The following is a 15,029-nucleotide window of genomic DNA, read 5'->3' as shown; positions in this document are numbered from 1 at the left end:
AGCAGATTCCGCTGTGCTATACTCTTGTTAAATTACAGCGGACAGGGCCAGTCCTTGTTCAAGGAGCGACCGCCGATGATGTCTTATTTCTACCAAATGTCTTTGAAAAAACGAATACAGATTATATATATATTTCTCGTTGTTTTATGCATCAGTGTAACGGGCATCTGCTCTTATCTCTTTGCTGCGCGGAGTATAGAGCGGAATGCCCTGCAACTCAAACAGAGCATCCTGAACAAGTCTGTGCAGGTGATGGACGAGCATCTGCGCCACATCGTAGTGTCGTCGTACTCATTCATGCTGAGTGATACGTTTACACAGGTGATGCAGGATGTTCGAAATCATAATGAAACGCGTTATTATCAGAATCTCTCCCTGCTTCAGACGACATTTGCCCAGCTGAAGCTGGTAGAGCCGCTGATTGATACGGCGTACCTAAAGACCCCCATCGGCAACTTCTTCTCTACAAAGGATTTTCCGAACCAGAGCACTGCCTTTGAGCAGGAATACGGGGAGGTTGTGAAGCAGCCAGGCTGGAATACGATGTGGTTCGGCTCACACCCGAGTCAGCTTTTCCAATCCAGGGGCAACGTGTTGTCCTTGCTGCTCAAGCCGATTGTGGTGGATAACCATACATTTACGGAAGTGTATATGGTGGTGAACATGAGAGAGGCCGCAATGCGGGATATTCTGAATCAGGATTTGATGAACAGTCAGGTACAATTGTTTTTGCTGCATAAAAATGGTGGGGAGATCATTCGTCCCGGATCGGGGTCATTTGATCTGATAACGGAGCCAGGTTTTGCACAACGATTAAATTCCGGCTCAGGCGATTTCACGTATACAAACGGGCAGGGAGAAGATATGCTGGTCAATTATTCCTCTCTCTCCATGAATGAGGAATGGGTGATGGTGAGCGTTCAGTCCAAGGCGGATTTGTTATCACCGCTCAGGAAAATTCGCTGGCTCGTGATCCTGATTATGCTATTCTGCATACTGCTTGCGCTCGGGTTATCGGATCTGTTATCCTCGGCCCTCTTGAAACCGCTCAACAAATTGCGTCGTCTGATGGTTGAGGTGGAATACAATGATCTGGATGTAAGGTTCCGCAGCAAATATGATGATGAGGTCAGTGCGGTGGGACACCGATTTAACAGGATGCTGGACCAGATTCAGATTTTGTTTGAAGAGGTGCGTGCCACAGAGCAGGACAAGCGGCGGCTTGAAGTGAAGGCGCTGCAGGCTCAGGTTGATCCTCATTTCCTGTACAACACCTTAAATACGATGTTCTGGAAAAGCGAGAGTGGAGAGAAAAAAGATGTGAGCGCCATGATTGTATCACTCTCCCTGCTCTTCAGGCTTGGCCTGAATGACGGGAGGGATATCACCACCGTTGAGCAGGAGATCAAACATGTTGAGCAATATATGCAGCTTCAGCAGAAGTGCTACGAGGACTTGTTTGAATACCGGATCGAGGTGCACGAGTCCTGCAGGAGCATAGAAATTGTGAAAATTTTGCTCCAGCCGCTCGTAGAAAATGCGATTCTGCATGGATTTAATGATAAGGAAGATCCGGGATTCATTCTTATCCGAATTGAACGTCAAGAAGACACCCTGCGACTGGAGGTGGCTGACAATGGATGCGGCATGGACGTGGCCAGAATGTCTGCTGAAGAGTCGCCAGCAGGAGAGCGTAAAGGGTATGCCATATCGAATCTGGTTGACCGATTAAACCTGCAATACGGCGAGCAGGCTTCGCTTGTATTTAATAGTGAAATCAATGTGGGAACCACGGTAGTGATCACTATTCCGATCAGCTAGGAGGGAGTGTACGTATGGAGCAATTGACGATGTGTGTTATGGATGATATTCAAGCTGTGGTTAAAGGGATAACGTCCACTATTCCGTGGCAGGAGCATGAGGTCAGGATCGTTGGCACAGCGAACAATGGAGAGCAAGGCTGGTCCCTACTCGTAGAACAGCAGCCGGATATCGTGATTACAGATATCAAAATGCCTCGGCTCAGCGGACTCGAACTCATGAAGCGAGCGATGGATGCCGGACTGCGGTCCAAATTTATTTTTATTAGTGGGTATTCCGATTTTCACTATGCTCAGGAAGCGATCAAGCTGGGAGCCTTTGATTATCTGCTTAAACCGTTTACCCCGGAGGACATCTTGGGTGCAGTGCTCAAGGTACGGCAGGTGATTGAGAATGAGCAGGCGAAGTCAAAGCAACTCCAGAAGCTGAAGCAGAAGGCGGTTAGCAGCAGTGAATATGAACGTCAAAGCTATCTTCTAGGCTTGTTGCGGCACGAGATTGGCGGCTTTCTGAATGAAAGTCGATGGGATGAGCTGCGCATCGAGCTGGAATCGTCGAATCTGAATGTGATGGTCATCGAGGTGGACGGGTATACACGCTACGGCTCTACGATGCATCTGGATGCCGAGATTGTTCCCTTTGCTGTGCAAAATATCGTGAACGAAACGCTGAGTCGGTATACACGGAGCGTTGTGCTTCGTGAGAATCGGTACCGGCTGGCCGCAATATTTAACACCTCCGATCAGATTGAGGTATCCGAGCTGATGGAGCAATGCCGCCACAATGTTGAACAGTACACCAAAAAGACGATCTCGATCGGACTGGGCACCATCGCCCGCAGACCTCAGGAAATCTGGATGTCCTACGCTAACGCGGATAAAGCGATATCGTATCGCTTTTATAGTGAGGGGAACTGCATTTTTCAGTATGCAGAGCTGGAGAATCAGGACGTGGTTGCCCCGGTGTACCCATTGGAAAAGGAAAAAGAGCTTTTCTATGCACTGAAATGTGGCAATGAGAGCACTTGTCATCGGATCATTGATGAGATTCTGGAGTCATGGCAGAATTCCAAGGGCTTTCCTGAGCCGCTGACGATGATTCGCCTGTTGTCTGGACTGGCCTTTGCAATCTACCGGGCCTTCTGTGACGAAATTACAGAGGAGGAGCGTCTTCGTCTGGAGGCTGATCTGACCGTACTTGAAGCGATGCGCTCGTTAACCTTTGATGGCTGGGGAGCTTACATCAAACATTTCAGCAGCATGGGCTGTGAAATTATGGACAAAAAGAGACTCACAGATGTGAAGCAGGCCATCAGCAAATCCCAGGAGTTTATCAGCATGAATCTGTCTGAAAACCTGACATTGCAGACTTGTGCCCAATCGGTTCATTTAAGTCCGAGTTACTTTGCCAATGCCTTCAAAAAGGAGACAGGCATGACCCTGATCCAGTATATAACGAAGCTAAGAATGGAAAAGGCCAAGGAGCTGCTCGTTGCAGGTGTGCAGGTACAGGAAATATGCCAGATGCTGGGGTACGAGGACAGGCCTTATTTCAGCGGTCTTTTCAAAAAGTATTGTGGTATGACCCCTACCCACTTCAGACAGATGTATGAGAATGGATAGGACATAGATCGTCATTTTTCCCACCATGCATAGTCAGAATGTCCCTCACTTCGACATCAGCACAGCGTTTATCATTACGTTAACGGGGAGCCAAACAAGGTTGTCCATACAAGCATAAGGGGGCATTTCAATGGTTAAAAAGTGGATGATGACTACACTAAGTGCTGTGCTTGCATTAACAGTAGCTGGTTGTTCTGCGGATAGTGGAACGAAAACAGACGGGGGTACAGCGGCTGGTGGCGGAGATCAGAACAGCAGCAAAACGAAAGTGGTCTACTGGACTCCGGACCGTCATGATGCTGATTTTATGAAATCCAAAATTGATCAATTCAACCAGACAAACAAAGATAACATTGAAGTAGAAATGACCGTTATGGGCGACAATTATCCGCAGGCTGTTGATATTGCTTTTGCGAGTAAACAGGCTCCGGACGTATTCCAGATTGATGATTTCCAAACGTATTACCAAAAGGGGTATCTTGCTCCAATTGACGGCTACATGAGCGAAGAGATGAAAACGACGTTCAAGAACAGCCTGATCGAAAACAAAAACACCATTGATGGTAAAGTCTATACCCTTCCAAATACAGGCCAGATCTGGAGACTGGTGTACAATAAAGATATTTTCAAAAAGGCAGGCATTGCGTCTCCGCCTAAAACCATCGCCGAGATGGTAGCGGATGCCAAGAAAATTACGGAGGTCGGCAAAAGTGAAGGCATCTACGGCTTTGCCAGCCCGTTCAAGAGCGGTAGCGGTTTCTGGAGAGCGGCAAACACCATCGCTGGTGCAAGCACTAACGTAGGTATCGACGGCTTCAACTACAAAACAGGTCAATTCGACTTCAGCATGTACAAGTCGATCGCCGAGGCACTCCGTCAAATGAATCAGGACGGCAGCATGCTGCCAGGGGTGGAAAGTCTGGATATTGATCCGCTGAGAGCGCAATTCGCACAAGGCAAAATCGGGATGTACATCAATCACTCTGGTGAGCCTGGCGTTTACAAGGATCAGTTCCCGACCAAAGAGAACTGGGGTGCTGCGCCTGTGCCAACCGATGATGGTACGATTAAAGGAGCTTCACAAGTTATTGGTGGTTCTTACATCGGCATCAATGCGGATTCAAAAAACAAAGAAGCGGCGTGGAAGTTCATGGAGTATGTCTACAGCACAGATCTTCAAAGCGAATACTATGAAAAAGGTTATGGTATTTCACTGATTCCTGCCGTGCTCAGCTCTGATAAAAAACCAAGCATTCCTGGCATTGAAGGTTTCTTGCCGAAAAAGATTGACGCCATTTTCCCTGCAAATCCAGGTGTAATTACGGAAAGCTCGCTGGAAGGTATGAAATGGGCAGAAGCCTTCTCCGCTTACGTATTCACCGGTGGTGATCTGGATGCTGTCATCAAGGATCTGGACACACGTTATAATGCTGCACTTGAGAAAAGCAAAGCGGCTGGCCTGACCAAGGTGACGGCTGATCCATCCTTTGATTCCTCAAAACTTCAAGGTAAACTGTCTACACAAGAGTAAGCATTACACATGGCGGCCGTCGTCTAAACACTTCGGCCGCTTCTATTTAATAGAGGAGCATATTTTTTTATGGGGAGAGGAGAAAAACAAATGATCATTAACCAGCAATCCGTACAACCACACATCATTAACGAGACAAGTTCGCGTAAAATTTTAGGTATGGGCGGCACACTGATGATGGTAGAGGTTACGTTCAGCAAAGGGGGAATCGGTGAAGTCCACTCCCACGATGCGCATGAGCAGGTCAGCTATATTGTAAAGGGCAGCTTCGAGGTTCAAGTGGGTGAAGAAACGCGTATTCTCAAAGCGGGAGACAGCTTTTATGCTGGCTTGAATGTGCCTCATGGTGTGAAGGCATTGGAGGATGCGATCATACTGGATGTGTTTACACCGTTTCGTCAGGACTTTCTTGAGGCAGACCAATGAACGACTTTTATCTTTCAGCTGACGAACTGCAGCAGGCAGCACGTTATTACCAGCAGCATTTCCCGGAGGAAGCCAGAAATTCGGTGACGATTGCAAATCGTGCTGTGCTGAATGAATTCATCGTCCCGTATACCAATGATCTGACGAACTGGATTCCGCTCGGAACGCCCGTCGATTGGCTACACAATCCGACGAACGACCTGGAATTCACCTGGGGCATCAACAGACACTGGCATATGCTGGATCTGGGTAAAGCATATCTGATGAAAGGCAATCCCTTGTACGTGACGACATTTATAGATCACTTCCGTACCTGGAGAGAGCAGAATCCGGTACCCGTTGATCTGATCTATGATGAAGCTGTTTATTTTCAGAAGCCGGGACCTTGGCGGCTGCTTGAAACAGGTCTGCGTGTGCAATCCTGGATTGCAGCATACAAATATATGCAAGACAGTCCGCAGCTGGACGACGCCTTTCGCAGTGAATTTTTACAGGGGCTCGAGGAGCATGCAGAATTCCTGACTCATTATCTCGGCAGTACAGAGATCAATCACGCTATTATGCATATGCAGGGTTTGTTTATGATTGCCGCATTTCACAAGGAGCACCCGCGTAGTCCTTTCTGGCGTCAGGTTGCTACAGAACGACTCGAGCTATGTCTGCTGCATCAGTTAAATGAAGAAGGCATTCAGGTGGAGCTGAACACTCACTACCATAATGCGAGTATTGAAATGTTTGGCACACCGTATCTGCTGGCAGGCATTTCGGGACACCCGTTTTCGGCATGGTACGGAGAGTGTCTGCGCAATATGGCTGCGTTTACCGAAGCGATGATCAGACCGGATCATCAATCGACAGGCATCGGCGATTCGGACTGGCTGAGCGATGGTCGTCAGCGGCTGACGCTGCTGGGTGCTATTTTGAACGATGAGGATTTGATGGCAAGAGGTACGGACAGCTCGGAGTGTCTCTGGTTAGTCGGCGCAGCCAAATATGAGAAGTGTGTCAGGCTGCAGTCGGAGGCCGGGCGTGTGCTGCCAAGTCGTTCCTTTACGCAGACCGGATACTATGTCATGAGAGACGAGCATCACTATTTGTTCTTTGATGCGGCTCCGATGGGTGGCGCGCACGGTCATGCGGATGCACTTAATATCGAGTGGATGTGGAATAAGCGCCTGGTCTTCACGGATACCGGACGTTACACGTACGAGGAAGGACAGTGGCGGCATTATTTCAAAAGCACACGGGCGCATAATACGGTGACCATAGACGGAGCCGATCAGACACCTTATATATCTACGCAGCAATGGGGTGAGCCTGAGGCTGAGGCAATAACCCATCGTTATGAAAGTCAGGATAATTATCACTTCATGGATGCTTCCCAGGATGGATACACACATCTGCCTGATCCGGTGACACATCGTCGCTGGGTGCTTGCAGGCAAGAAGGTGCCTCTGCTGCTGGTTATAGACTGGCTTGCCGCAGAGAATACGCATACGCTGGAGCAGCGGTTCCATCTGCATCCTGAAGCACGGCTTGTGCTGGTCAAGGACGAGCATGGCAAGCAGCGTGCAGGCATTCGATTTGACCATACCTCTGAGAAGGTGTGCATCAAATTTGCAATGGAGGGGAAGGGCAGGGAAACGTTTAATATCACTGAACAAGAAGGATGGGTATCCGAAATATATGGCTCGAAGTCCGAAACGGTCGTTATTCAGGGTAAAGCGCAATTTTCGGGTAAAGTGGGAGTCGCCGCGATATGCCTGCCGTCAGATGAGATAGAAGAAGCAATTCAAGTGACGGACTATATCCTTGAACCAGAGCAGATGCGAATGACGCTGTCTTATACGCATCAAGGTCAGGAAGGCCAGATTGTAATGGACGAGCATACGGTAAACTGGACCTAGATGCAAGCATGCAACATGGCACAAGATAGTTAATAAAGGGGAAAACAGGATTGGAGGTCAGATGCATGAACCTTCGATCCTGTTTTCATTCTCCACTTGTTCTTAAATCCATGAGCATCGCCATAATCGTACATATAGATACACCTATACATCATAAATATAACCAAGTAACGCTTCCTATCTCGACTTGCGGCTTCGCTTCACCCGTGTAGCTTTGTGCGTAACGGGCCTGGGAGAAGGTTTTCTTGTCGTTCCTGCTGGTCGGTTACGATATACCCACAAAGCATATTCAAGAGGCTGTGTAATCGCTTTGGAATAGGTGCTGCGTTCGCCAATGCGGGCAAAGACTTCACGAGCAGGCTTGGGATTGACCTCCAGCAGATAGATGTGTCCGTTTTTGTCTATCGCTAAATCCAGGGCAAGCTCACAAAGGTTCCCATACGTATCCTCCAGAAATGTGGCCACATCAATGCCGAACTTCTCGGCAGTTGCTGTTACTTCCCAGCGCAGCTCCTCTTCAGGAATCCACTGCTTCAACAGCCGTTCCATGGCAACGGCCTGACCACCGCCATGCAGGTTGGAGGTGACACTTTTCTCTGCACCCATCCGTCCGGCGCACCCTGTCAGCTCCCATTGGCCTTCTCCATTTTTCTGAACCAGCATACGGTAGTCATGCACTCTTCCATTGGGAAGCTGAAGCTGAATTCCTTTTTGCACCAGATATTTATCCTTCATGTTCCAGTGCTGGAGAAGCGGGCCGAGTCTTGATAGGTGCACTCTGCGTGGTGTAATGATACGCCGCTTCTGATCCCGGCCCTGAACAAGCACCGTGCTGGGCTCCTTGGTGCTGCGCTCTACGCGCAGAATTCCACGTCCGCCCGTGCCGTTGATCGGTTTCAGATAGATCAGTGAGGAAACCTTCAGCATACGATTGACATCGGACATATCTTGAAACAGCACCGTCTCTGGCAAATGCTGCCGGAAGGACGGTCTCTCGGAAAGGGTTTGATGAATCGTCCACTTGTTGCGGAGTGGACGATTCAGAAAGAGCATATGCCCATACTTTTCACGAAAGGCAAGCAGCTGCTGGAAACGGTGGTTACGCTGAATGCGGCACCGGTCAAAGATCAGATCCGGGAAGGCACGCCATTCCCTGGACCATCCGTTTTTTTCATCATATACCATCGCTTCGATCTGCCTGCCGCCGGAATGCACATCCGCAGGAGTGAAAACGTAAATATCCAGTCCCCGTTTGCGCCCTTCAAGAATCATCCGGCGATAGATGCTTCGTTCTTCAAGAGCGCGGTGTTCATTCAAGTACAACGTCATAATGCCCAGAACAGGTGAGGACACAAACAATCACCTTCTTTGTATACAGATTTCTGTCCGTCATCTTGCGGACTGGCGGGCTAGATAAGCGCTGTACTGGAAAATGCGTTCCAAGGAACGTCGTCTGATCTGTGGTTCGTCGAATTTCATCGGCTTGGCGTTGGCTTCAAAGAACCAGATTTCACCCAGATCATCCACACCCAGGTCCATTGACATTTCACCCAGCTTATAACCTGAGCCACGTTCAACTTGTCTGGCAATCATCAGGGAAGTGGACTTCACCCGTTTCATCATGGCTGCGGTCATCTCTTCCCCGAACAGATCGGTGAGCAGCTTCTCCGGGTCTTCTACCGTCCCCCCGCGAGGCACATGTGTTGTGATGCTGCGAGAGCCGGCCAGTCGTGCCCCGATGCCGGTTACACTCCATTGTCCCTTGCCGTTCTTCTGCACTAGCACACGGAGATCAAAAGGACGTTTATGAGAGGAGGCCAGCTCGATGCCTTGTTGCATGATATAAGGCGTATGTCCGGTTTCCTTGCGAATACGTGCCCAGAGCCTGGATAACGTCGCTGCCTTGTAGGTCATGCTTTTTCGGGTGTTTTGTATTTTAAGCCGGTAAGGCAGCTTTTCTTTTTCCTGAAATTTCAGCATCATAATTCCTTTGCCCGCTTTGCCACTCTCCGGCTTGAGATACAGATAAGGGTAGGTTCGCAGCACGGTGCCAAGTGAAGCTGCACTTCGCATCCGCCGAGTATGTGGAATCAGCCGCTGGGTGGACTTGGATTTTTTGAGCCATTCAAACAGATTCCATTTGTTGAAAAAGAACGGGTTATACAGCTCGATGCCAGATTGCAGACATTCATCAATTTTGCGTTGAACGGAAGGTTTGCGCTCGTCTTCCCGGTTAGGAATGCGGTTATATAACACGTGAGGGATTGGGAACGGCTGTGAAATCCATTTGCCGCTCCCCTTGTTGTACGTATATCCCTTCACAGTAGGCCCATTCACATTGAGGTCACGGACCGTCACAATATAAACGACATATCCCATGCTCTCGCCCGTCTCCAGAATATCCTGAAAATTTTGATGATTCCCTCTGAACATTCGCTGTTGATCATGCATGGTGAGCACGGCGATTACAGGCTTGAAATCATCGTGAAGGCTCATCAAATGCCTTCCCTCTTCCGAAATTTGCTCAGATAGAGGCAGTGCTCCAAAATGTGTTCCACCGACGATTTTCCCTCCAGCCGGAGTGAAGGGTGACGGAAGATGGAGCGCCCGGGTTTGGCGTTCGCTTCGAACATCCATACATGTTCCTCCTGATCAATGCCCAGGTCAAAGCCAATCTCACCAATCAAATGCTGGTGCTGGGATTCAATCGCCTGGGCCAGTGTAATAGCGACGGCTTTCGCCTGCTGCAGAACCTCGCCCGCACGTTCTCCAAAATTGCGGCTAAGCGCCTGTTCAGGCGTCATCAGAGATCCACCATTTTTAATGTGAGTAGTTACACTTCCGCGTCCTGCTTTTTTGGCACCGATGCCGACAACAACCCACTGGTTGTTTCCGTTTTTGTGCATGTGAAAGCGAAAATCAATCGGACACTCGTCAATCTCGATCAGGCGTATTCCCTGTTGAACAACGTATCCGCGCAGGTGCTTTCCATGTCTGCCTTGCAGCATGCGCATCAGACTGTTAAAAGAGCCAAAGCGCAGCAGGGCATTGCCGCCCTTTTTACGATACCGTGCAAAATACCCGCGTTTAGGTGAATAAGTTAAGCGATATATTCCGTTGCCGAGACTGCCCGCCGTCGGTTTATAATAGACAAACTGATGCCGCTCCAGCATTTCCTTCATTTGTTCCACTGTAGGATTGGTGATGGATTCCGGGATATAACGTCCTGCGGTCGGCTCGTTCTCCAGCAGGTTGTATATATCCGATTTGTTGAAGAAGCTCCAGTTGAAAAAAGGAATTTTGCGGCGAATAAATCGTTCCCGCAGCTGATTGATCGCTGGTGAAAAGTCGGAGCGGCGGCTCGGCAAACGGTTGTAAACGACATCAGGCAACGGCACGGTTCTGCGGATAAAGCCGCCGCTTTCGTTCAGAAAGTAACCGGAAACCGTCTCGTTCTGCCAGTTGATGTCCCGTGGAGTGAAGGCATAAATATAAGATTTACGGCTTCCTTCCCGGAGCAGCTGCTTAATGAACCCTGTACGCGAGCCAAACGGATTCGAGCTTGAGGCTGAGCCGTCGGACAGCACGCCGATGAGCGGACCTAACTGAACCTCATCATTCTGGAGATTGCGGAGATAGATGCTGCCACGTTTGGGTACATTCATTAGATTACGGATGCCGGATGCCAGATACAGATGTTTCCCGGCTTTCCGAATCGGTTTGATGGTAGCAGGCACGCGATCACGGCCAAAGCGAAGATGAATTGTTTTTTTGCCGGACAGGTTGAGGCTTTTCATTAAAGCATTGGATACATAGACTACTTTTTCGGGTTTTTGGGTGAAATGCAGATTACAAAAGGTCAAACTCATGATTTATCCTCCTATCCTGAAAAAGATCCTTGTGCTCCATGGCAAGCAGGCATTACAGGCCTTGGCCGCCTGGAATCAGGATGCGTTTCAGGCCAGCTTTGCTGGATGAATTCGGCATTTTCATTGGACGCGAGACGTCCGTGAGAACAAATTGCTGCAGCAGATAACGGGCATAAGCAAGCGGCCGTGAATACGTCAGGGCGTGAATATGTTCATCCTTTGCTTTTGCGAATGAGGTGCGGCCTGGCTTGGAATTCACTTCAATCATCCACAATCTCCCACCCGTATCCGTTCCAAAATCCAGACCTAGTTCTGCAAGTCTGCCGAAACGGCTCTCCAGCAGCGGAGGGATAAGAGCAGCAGAATGCCTGATTTGCTGCAGCAGTAATGCAGCCTGGTCTGTGCCGTATCGTTCAGTAAGGTATTCATCAGCAGGATACGCGGTGCCCCCGCCGTGAAGATTCGAGGTGAGAGAGCCTTCGGGACCTTCGCGTACCATGCAGCCTGTGAGCGTCCAGCGGCCATGCCCGTTTTTTTGTACCAGCGCCCGGATATCAAATACTCTTCCAAGATGGCTAAGCTCCAGATAAGGCTGCACAATCATCTTTTGTACAGCCTGATGTGATTCCAGCCAGGAAGATACGTCCGATGCTTGCTGAAATGTCAGATGAAAGTGTTCGTTTCCTGTGTTTCGGCCCTCCACGATCCAGGTGGATGGCGTCTCTCCGATGGATAGACGAAAGGTATTTTTGCCATGAGTTCCTGAAACGGGCTTGAAAAATAAACCTTTGGGCCAGCGTGCAAGCCATATTTCCCAGGGAATAGACGACCTCACCATGGAGGTAGGCACCAGCAGTCTGCGAAGCTGGCTCTGCCCCGACAAGGCTTGATAAATGTCCCATTTGCCTGGCAGAGCGGCTGACCATGAGCGCTTCCGCAGACTGCATGCAGGAGGTAGATAGACTTCAATCTGCTGCCTTGCAATTCGAGTTAGAGGCCGCAGGCAGCGGTTCATGACCAGATCAATGACTGGAATGTGAGCGCTCTGCCACTGCTTCTGATGTTTCCAATCGTAGATGTAGCCTTTGCGAAGGCAACGCTCATTCAAGCTGTCTGGAATGGGAATGACAACAATTCGCAGCCCGTGCCGGGCGCTTTCCACACTGAGCCGGCGGCAGAAGTATTCATCTGCGAAGGGAGGTGCACCTGCTGCTTCACGGACAAGTATAGCCATCGTATAGCGCTGTGTGGATGTAAGCATAATGCTGCACCTCCTTTATTAAGATGAGCTTCAGAATCCGGCCAGATATGTGGAGTATTCGAGCATAGCTTTGACCGAAGGGCGAATTTTGCTTTCGCTCAGCGGTGTATTATCATTTTTGGATGGTTTGGAATTGACCTCAAGCAACCAGACGCGTCCGTTTGTATCCAGAGCCAGATCAATGCCAAGCTCGCCGAAATGGGCAGGAATAGCACTCTCGATGCCTTTAGCAATATCGAGGGCGGCTGTATGCAATCCTGCATATGCCGAAGCCTTGGCACCACTGGACAGCTGTGTTTTGGATACAGCCTCCTTCACCGTGCTGAGGCTTCCGCCTCGCGCCAGATTGGATACGTAATGACTTCCACCTGCAATGCGGGCAACGATGGAGGTTACACTCCATTTGCCCGTCTTGTTCTTCTGCACAAGCGCGCGGAAATCAACGGGTCTGCCACTGTTATCAATCAGGGTCAGCCCTTGCTGGATCTGGTAACGCGTTGTTTTCATTTTTCCGGACATACTGGCATACAGTTTATCCAGTGAAGCATACGTTTGCTTGCGGGTACCTCCGACACTTGTCGCCAGAGTTAAGTAACTTCCGTCAGTCTGGCGGGATACCCGGATGATGCCTTTGCCCAGTGAGCCGCGTACCGGCTTCAGAAAGATGACCGGATAACGCTGACACATCGTCTTGAGCATGCTGGATGCTTTGAGTAAATGGGACTCAGGCAGAACCCGTTTAAGTGTCGGGATGGACTTGAGTGCGTCAAACACTTCGTTTTTGTCCAGAAACTTTTCATTAAAGGTGTGTGTGCCGTACAGTGATTTTACTTCTTTCATAAAATGCTGTACGCTAGGTTTGTTCTCGAGTTTGCGGGACGTCAGCCGGTTATTGACTACATCTGCGATCGGCAGAACGGTCTTTTTCCAGCCCTCATCATACACCCAGCCTTTCATATAGCCGGTTACTGCTCCGATGTCCTCTGGTGTGAAAAAGGATACATAGGCGCCCTGCTTTCGGCAGGCATGCACTAATTCCTGGCAGAACATCGTAATAGAGCCAAAGGGCCGATCAGGCTGATCGGGGTAATCCTGGCTGACCATGACGCTGATGTAGGGTCCCAGGCGAAGCGTATGGCTGGAAGCACGGTAAGATACCCTCAGGACCGAACGTGGCACAAGGCCGGTTTTGCTGGCTACCGTCTGATTCAGTCTCAACCCGTCATACCGGGGAACGGGAATGACGGTAACTTCACGGCGGTAAGAGCCGAATTGCAACTGAAGAGGCCTTCCTGAAGGAATCTTGAGTGCCTTGAGGACCCCTTCGCCCAGCATGATGACGTCGTCCTGCAGGATGCCCGAGCCGGTAACCTGTATCGTTACTTTTTTAGTGGACATCACGGATCTCCTTCCGGGCGGCAGCTTGATGTCTGATCTTGAAGTTGAACGGCATCTGAACATGGCATGTGCTTCATCATATGAGGACATATACCCCTTGGTGATTGACCCATCCGGAATAAATGTGTTTGATTTGGCACTTTTCGGGCGGCCTGCTCCAGAGCTTTGGTCTGAGAGCTTAGCAATACGAATCAATATGCGTAAAACAACCAATTCGAGGAGGAATCATAATGAATATTTATGACAAGGCCAATGATCTGGCAAAAGCATTGAGAGAAAGCACGGAGGTAGAGGAGATTACCTCTGCGATGAAATTGATTGAAGCTGATCCGGAAGCGAAAGCGATGCTGGATAACTTCCGCAACCAGCAGATGGAACTACAACAGCGTATGATGAGCGGAGACATGCCTGCACCGGATGAGATGGAGAAAATGGAGAAATTATTTGAGGTATTGAGCCTGAACCTGAACATCCGCCGACTGTTTGATGCAGAGCGTCGTCTGAGCGTAATTATCGAGGATGTTAACAAAATTATTGCAGACAGCCTTGCTCACCTGTATGGCGGAGCGGAAGCCTAACATAAACACGTACTTGTCCGTTTTTTTCTCTAAACCTCTCATATTCCCTCCGAATCGTTCATAGACTAGCAATATAGAGTTGAATTCGAACAACGAACGAAGGAGCTGTGAATGGTGAAAAGGTTGAAAAAAACAAAGCATGTCATCTATCTGCTGATTGCATTGTCGATGCTGGTCATTGCACTTCCGCGTATTTCCTTTGCCGGTGGAATGGACTGGGTTAATATTTTTGGCATCGTTTGGGTGCTGTTTTCCCTGTTGATTGTAGGGGCTCACCTGCATTTCATTCTTGGCGTGGATGAGGAGAAGAAGCGTGCGCTGGAGGCGGTACGTCGGGCGAAGCTGCGGCAGTGGGAGATGAAGCTGCTGGACAAGCAGGAACAAAGAAAGTCTGTATAAAGATTGCACGGGTCCTGCCCGTGTACCTGAATAAGACCGGAATCCTTGATTGTTATAGGGTTTCGGTCTTTATTTGTATGCAGACGTGGTGAAGGCACTTTGGAATAGAATGCACAGTAAAGCGCTGTATATCATTCTCCAAGGTCTACAGCCCGTATGGGGTTATTTTCCTTCAATCATGTTATAATAGATACAGTATGGTACAGATGCAACTTCG

At 49.3% G+C, this 15,029-nt stretch carries 12 protein-coding genes; 7 read left to right on the top strand and 5 right to left on the bottom strand.

The features are described 5' to 3' along the window. Window positions 1-24 precede the first annotated feature (24 nt). From DFQ00_RS02460 to DFQ00_RS02440, 5 genes are all read left to right on the top strand, one after another. Window positions 25-1,821, top strand: a complete 1,797-nt coding sequence (locus DFQ00_RS02460) for a cache domain-containing sensor histidine kinase (RefSeq protein ID WP_244213662.1) — start codon at window positions 25-27, stop codon at window positions 1,819-1,821. A 14-nt stretch (window positions 1,822-1,835) separates the two neighbouring features. Then, window positions 1,836-3,443 (top strand): helix-turn-helix domain-containing protein, encoded by a 1,608-nt coding sequence (locus tag DFQ00_RS02455; protein ID WP_110893764.1) that lies wholly within the window; start codon window positions 1,836-1,838, stop codon window positions 3,441-3,443. Window positions 3,444-3,573: 130 nt separating this feature from the next. Beyond that, complete coding sequence (locus DFQ00_RS02450; RefSeq protein WP_110893762.1) at window positions 3,574-4,974, top strand: ABC transporter substrate-binding protein; 1,401 nt, start codon at window positions 3,574-3,576, stop codon at window positions 4,972-4,974. A 90-nt stretch (window positions 4,975-5,064) separates the two neighbouring features. Next, window positions 5,065-5,400: a cupin domain-containing protein gene (locus tag DFQ00_RS02445; RefSeq protein ID WP_110893760.1), complete on the top strand. Its 336-nt coding sequence runs from the start codon at window positions 5,065-5,067 to the stop codon at window positions 5,398-5,400. Then, window positions 5,397-7,307, top strand: coding sequence for an alginate lyase family protein (locus DFQ00_RS02440; RefSeq protein ID WP_110893758.1), 1,911 nt, complete (start codon window positions 5,397-5,399; stop codon window positions 7,305-7,307). The genes DFQ00_RS02445 and DFQ00_RS02440 overlap by 4 nt, the downstream gene beginning before the upstream one ends. A 177-nt stretch (window positions 7,308-7,484) precedes the next feature. Here DFQ00_RS02440 and DFQ00_RS02435 read toward each other — a convergent pair whose 3' ends face one another. The 5 genes from DFQ00_RS02435 to DFQ00_RS02415 are packed head-to-tail and all read right to left on the bottom strand — an operon-like array spanning window position 7,485 to window position 13,835. Further along, complete coding sequence (locus DFQ00_RS02435) at window positions 7,485-8,660, bottom strand: YheC/YheD family endospore coat-associated protein (RefSeq protein WP_110893755.1); 1,176 nt, start codon at window positions 8,658-8,660, stop codon at window positions 7,485-7,487. Window positions 8,661-8,696: 36 nt separating this feature from the next. Further along, window positions 8,697-9,803: a YheC/YheD family endospore coat-associated protein gene (locus DFQ00_RS02430; RefSeq protein ID WP_110893753.1), complete on the bottom strand. Its 1,107-nt coding sequence runs from the start codon at window positions 9,801-9,803 to the stop codon at window positions 8,697-8,699. Continuing rightward, complete coding sequence (locus DFQ00_RS02425) at window positions 9,803-11,176, bottom strand: YheC/YheD family endospore coat-associated protein (RefSeq protein WP_110893751.1); 1,374 nt, start codon at window positions 11,174-11,176, stop codon at window positions 9,803-9,805. The genes DFQ00_RS02430 and DFQ00_RS02425 overlap by 1 nt, the downstream gene beginning before the upstream one ends. A gap of 52 nt (window positions 11,177-11,228) precedes the next feature. Then, window positions 11,229-12,437 carry a YheC/YheD family endospore coat-associated protein gene (locus DFQ00_RS02420; RefSeq protein WP_110893749.1) on the bottom strand — a complete coding sequence of 403 codons (1,209 nt, stop codon included), beginning with the start codon at window positions 12,435-12,437 and terminating at the stop codon, window positions 11,229-11,231. A 30-nt stretch (window positions 12,438-12,467) separates the two neighbouring features. After that, window positions 12,468-13,835: a YheC/YheD family endospore coat-associated protein gene (locus tag DFQ00_RS02415; RefSeq protein WP_110893747.1), complete on the bottom strand. Its 1,368-nt coding sequence runs from the start codon at window positions 13,833-13,835 to the stop codon at window positions 12,468-12,470. Between the two features lie 230 nt (window positions 13,836-14,065). Between DFQ00_RS02415 and DFQ00_RS02410 the strand changes: the two genes are divergently transcribed. Both DFQ00_RS02410 and DFQ00_RS02405 read left to right on the top strand, forming a co-directional pair. After that, window positions 14,066-14,413 carry a YlbF/YmcA family competence regulator gene (locus tag DFQ00_RS02410; protein WP_110893745.1) on the top strand — a complete coding sequence of 116 codons (348 nt, stop codon included), beginning with the start codon at window positions 14,066-14,068 and terminating at the stop codon, window positions 14,411-14,413. 111 nt (window positions 14,414-14,524) lie between these two features. Continuing rightward, the gene (locus DFQ00_RS02405) at window positions 14,525-14,812 is read left to right on the top strand and encodes a hypothetical protein (protein WP_425270999.1); all 288 of its coding nucleotides are present in this window, start codon (window positions 14,525-14,527) and stop codon (window positions 14,810-14,812) included. The last annotated feature ends 217 nt before the right edge of the window (window positions 14,813-15,029 follow it).

This window comes from Paenibacillus barcinonensis, assembly GCF_003217495.1.
In the GTDB taxonomy this organism is placed as follows: Bacteria; Bacillota; Bacilli; order Paenibacillales; family Paenibacillaceae; genus Paenibacillus; species Paenibacillus barcinonensis.
The sequence above is the reverse complement of the archived record's forward strand: the minus strand, read 5'-3'. Positions and strand labels throughout refer to the sequence as shown.

Coding starts and splice junctions, on each gene's coding strand:
- DFQ00_RS02440 (WP_110893758.1), top strand. CDS start 5,397: ATGAACGACTTTTATCTTTCAGCTGACGAACTGCAGCAGGCAGCACGT.
- DFQ00_RS02445 (WP_110893760.1), top strand. CDS start 5,065: ATGATCATTAACCAGCAATCCGTACAACCACACATCATTAACGAGACA.
- DFQ00_RS02430 (WP_110893753.1), bottom strand. CDS start 9,803: ATGAGCCTTCACGATGATTTCAAGCCTGTAATCGCCGTGCTCACCATG.
- DFQ00_RS02405 (WP_425270999.1), top strand. CDS start 14,525: ATGGTGAAAAGGTTGAAAAAAACAAAGCATGTCATCTATCTGCTGATT.
- DFQ00_RS02410 (WP_110893745.1), top strand. CDS start 14,066: ATGAATATTTATGACAAGGCCAATGATCTGGCAAAAGCATTGAGAGAA.
- DFQ00_RS02455 (WP_110893764.1), top strand. CDS start 1,836: ATGGAGCAATTGACGATGTGTGTTATGGATGATATTCAAGCTGTGGTT.
- DFQ00_RS02450 (WP_110893762.1), top strand. CDS start 3,574: ATGGTTAAAAAGTGGATGATGACTACACTAAGTGCTGTGCTTGCATTA.
- DFQ00_RS02420 (WP_110893749.1), bottom strand. CDS start 12,437: ATGCTTACATCCACACAGCGCTATACGATGGCTATACTTGTCCGTGAA.
- DFQ00_RS02415 (WP_110893747.1), bottom strand. CDS start 13,835: ATGTCCACTAAAAAAGTAACGATACAGGTTACCGGCTCGGGCATCCTG.
- DFQ00_RS02425 (WP_110893751.1), bottom strand. CDS start 11,176: ATGAGTTTGACCTTTTGTAATCTGCATTTCACCCAAAAACCCGAAAAA.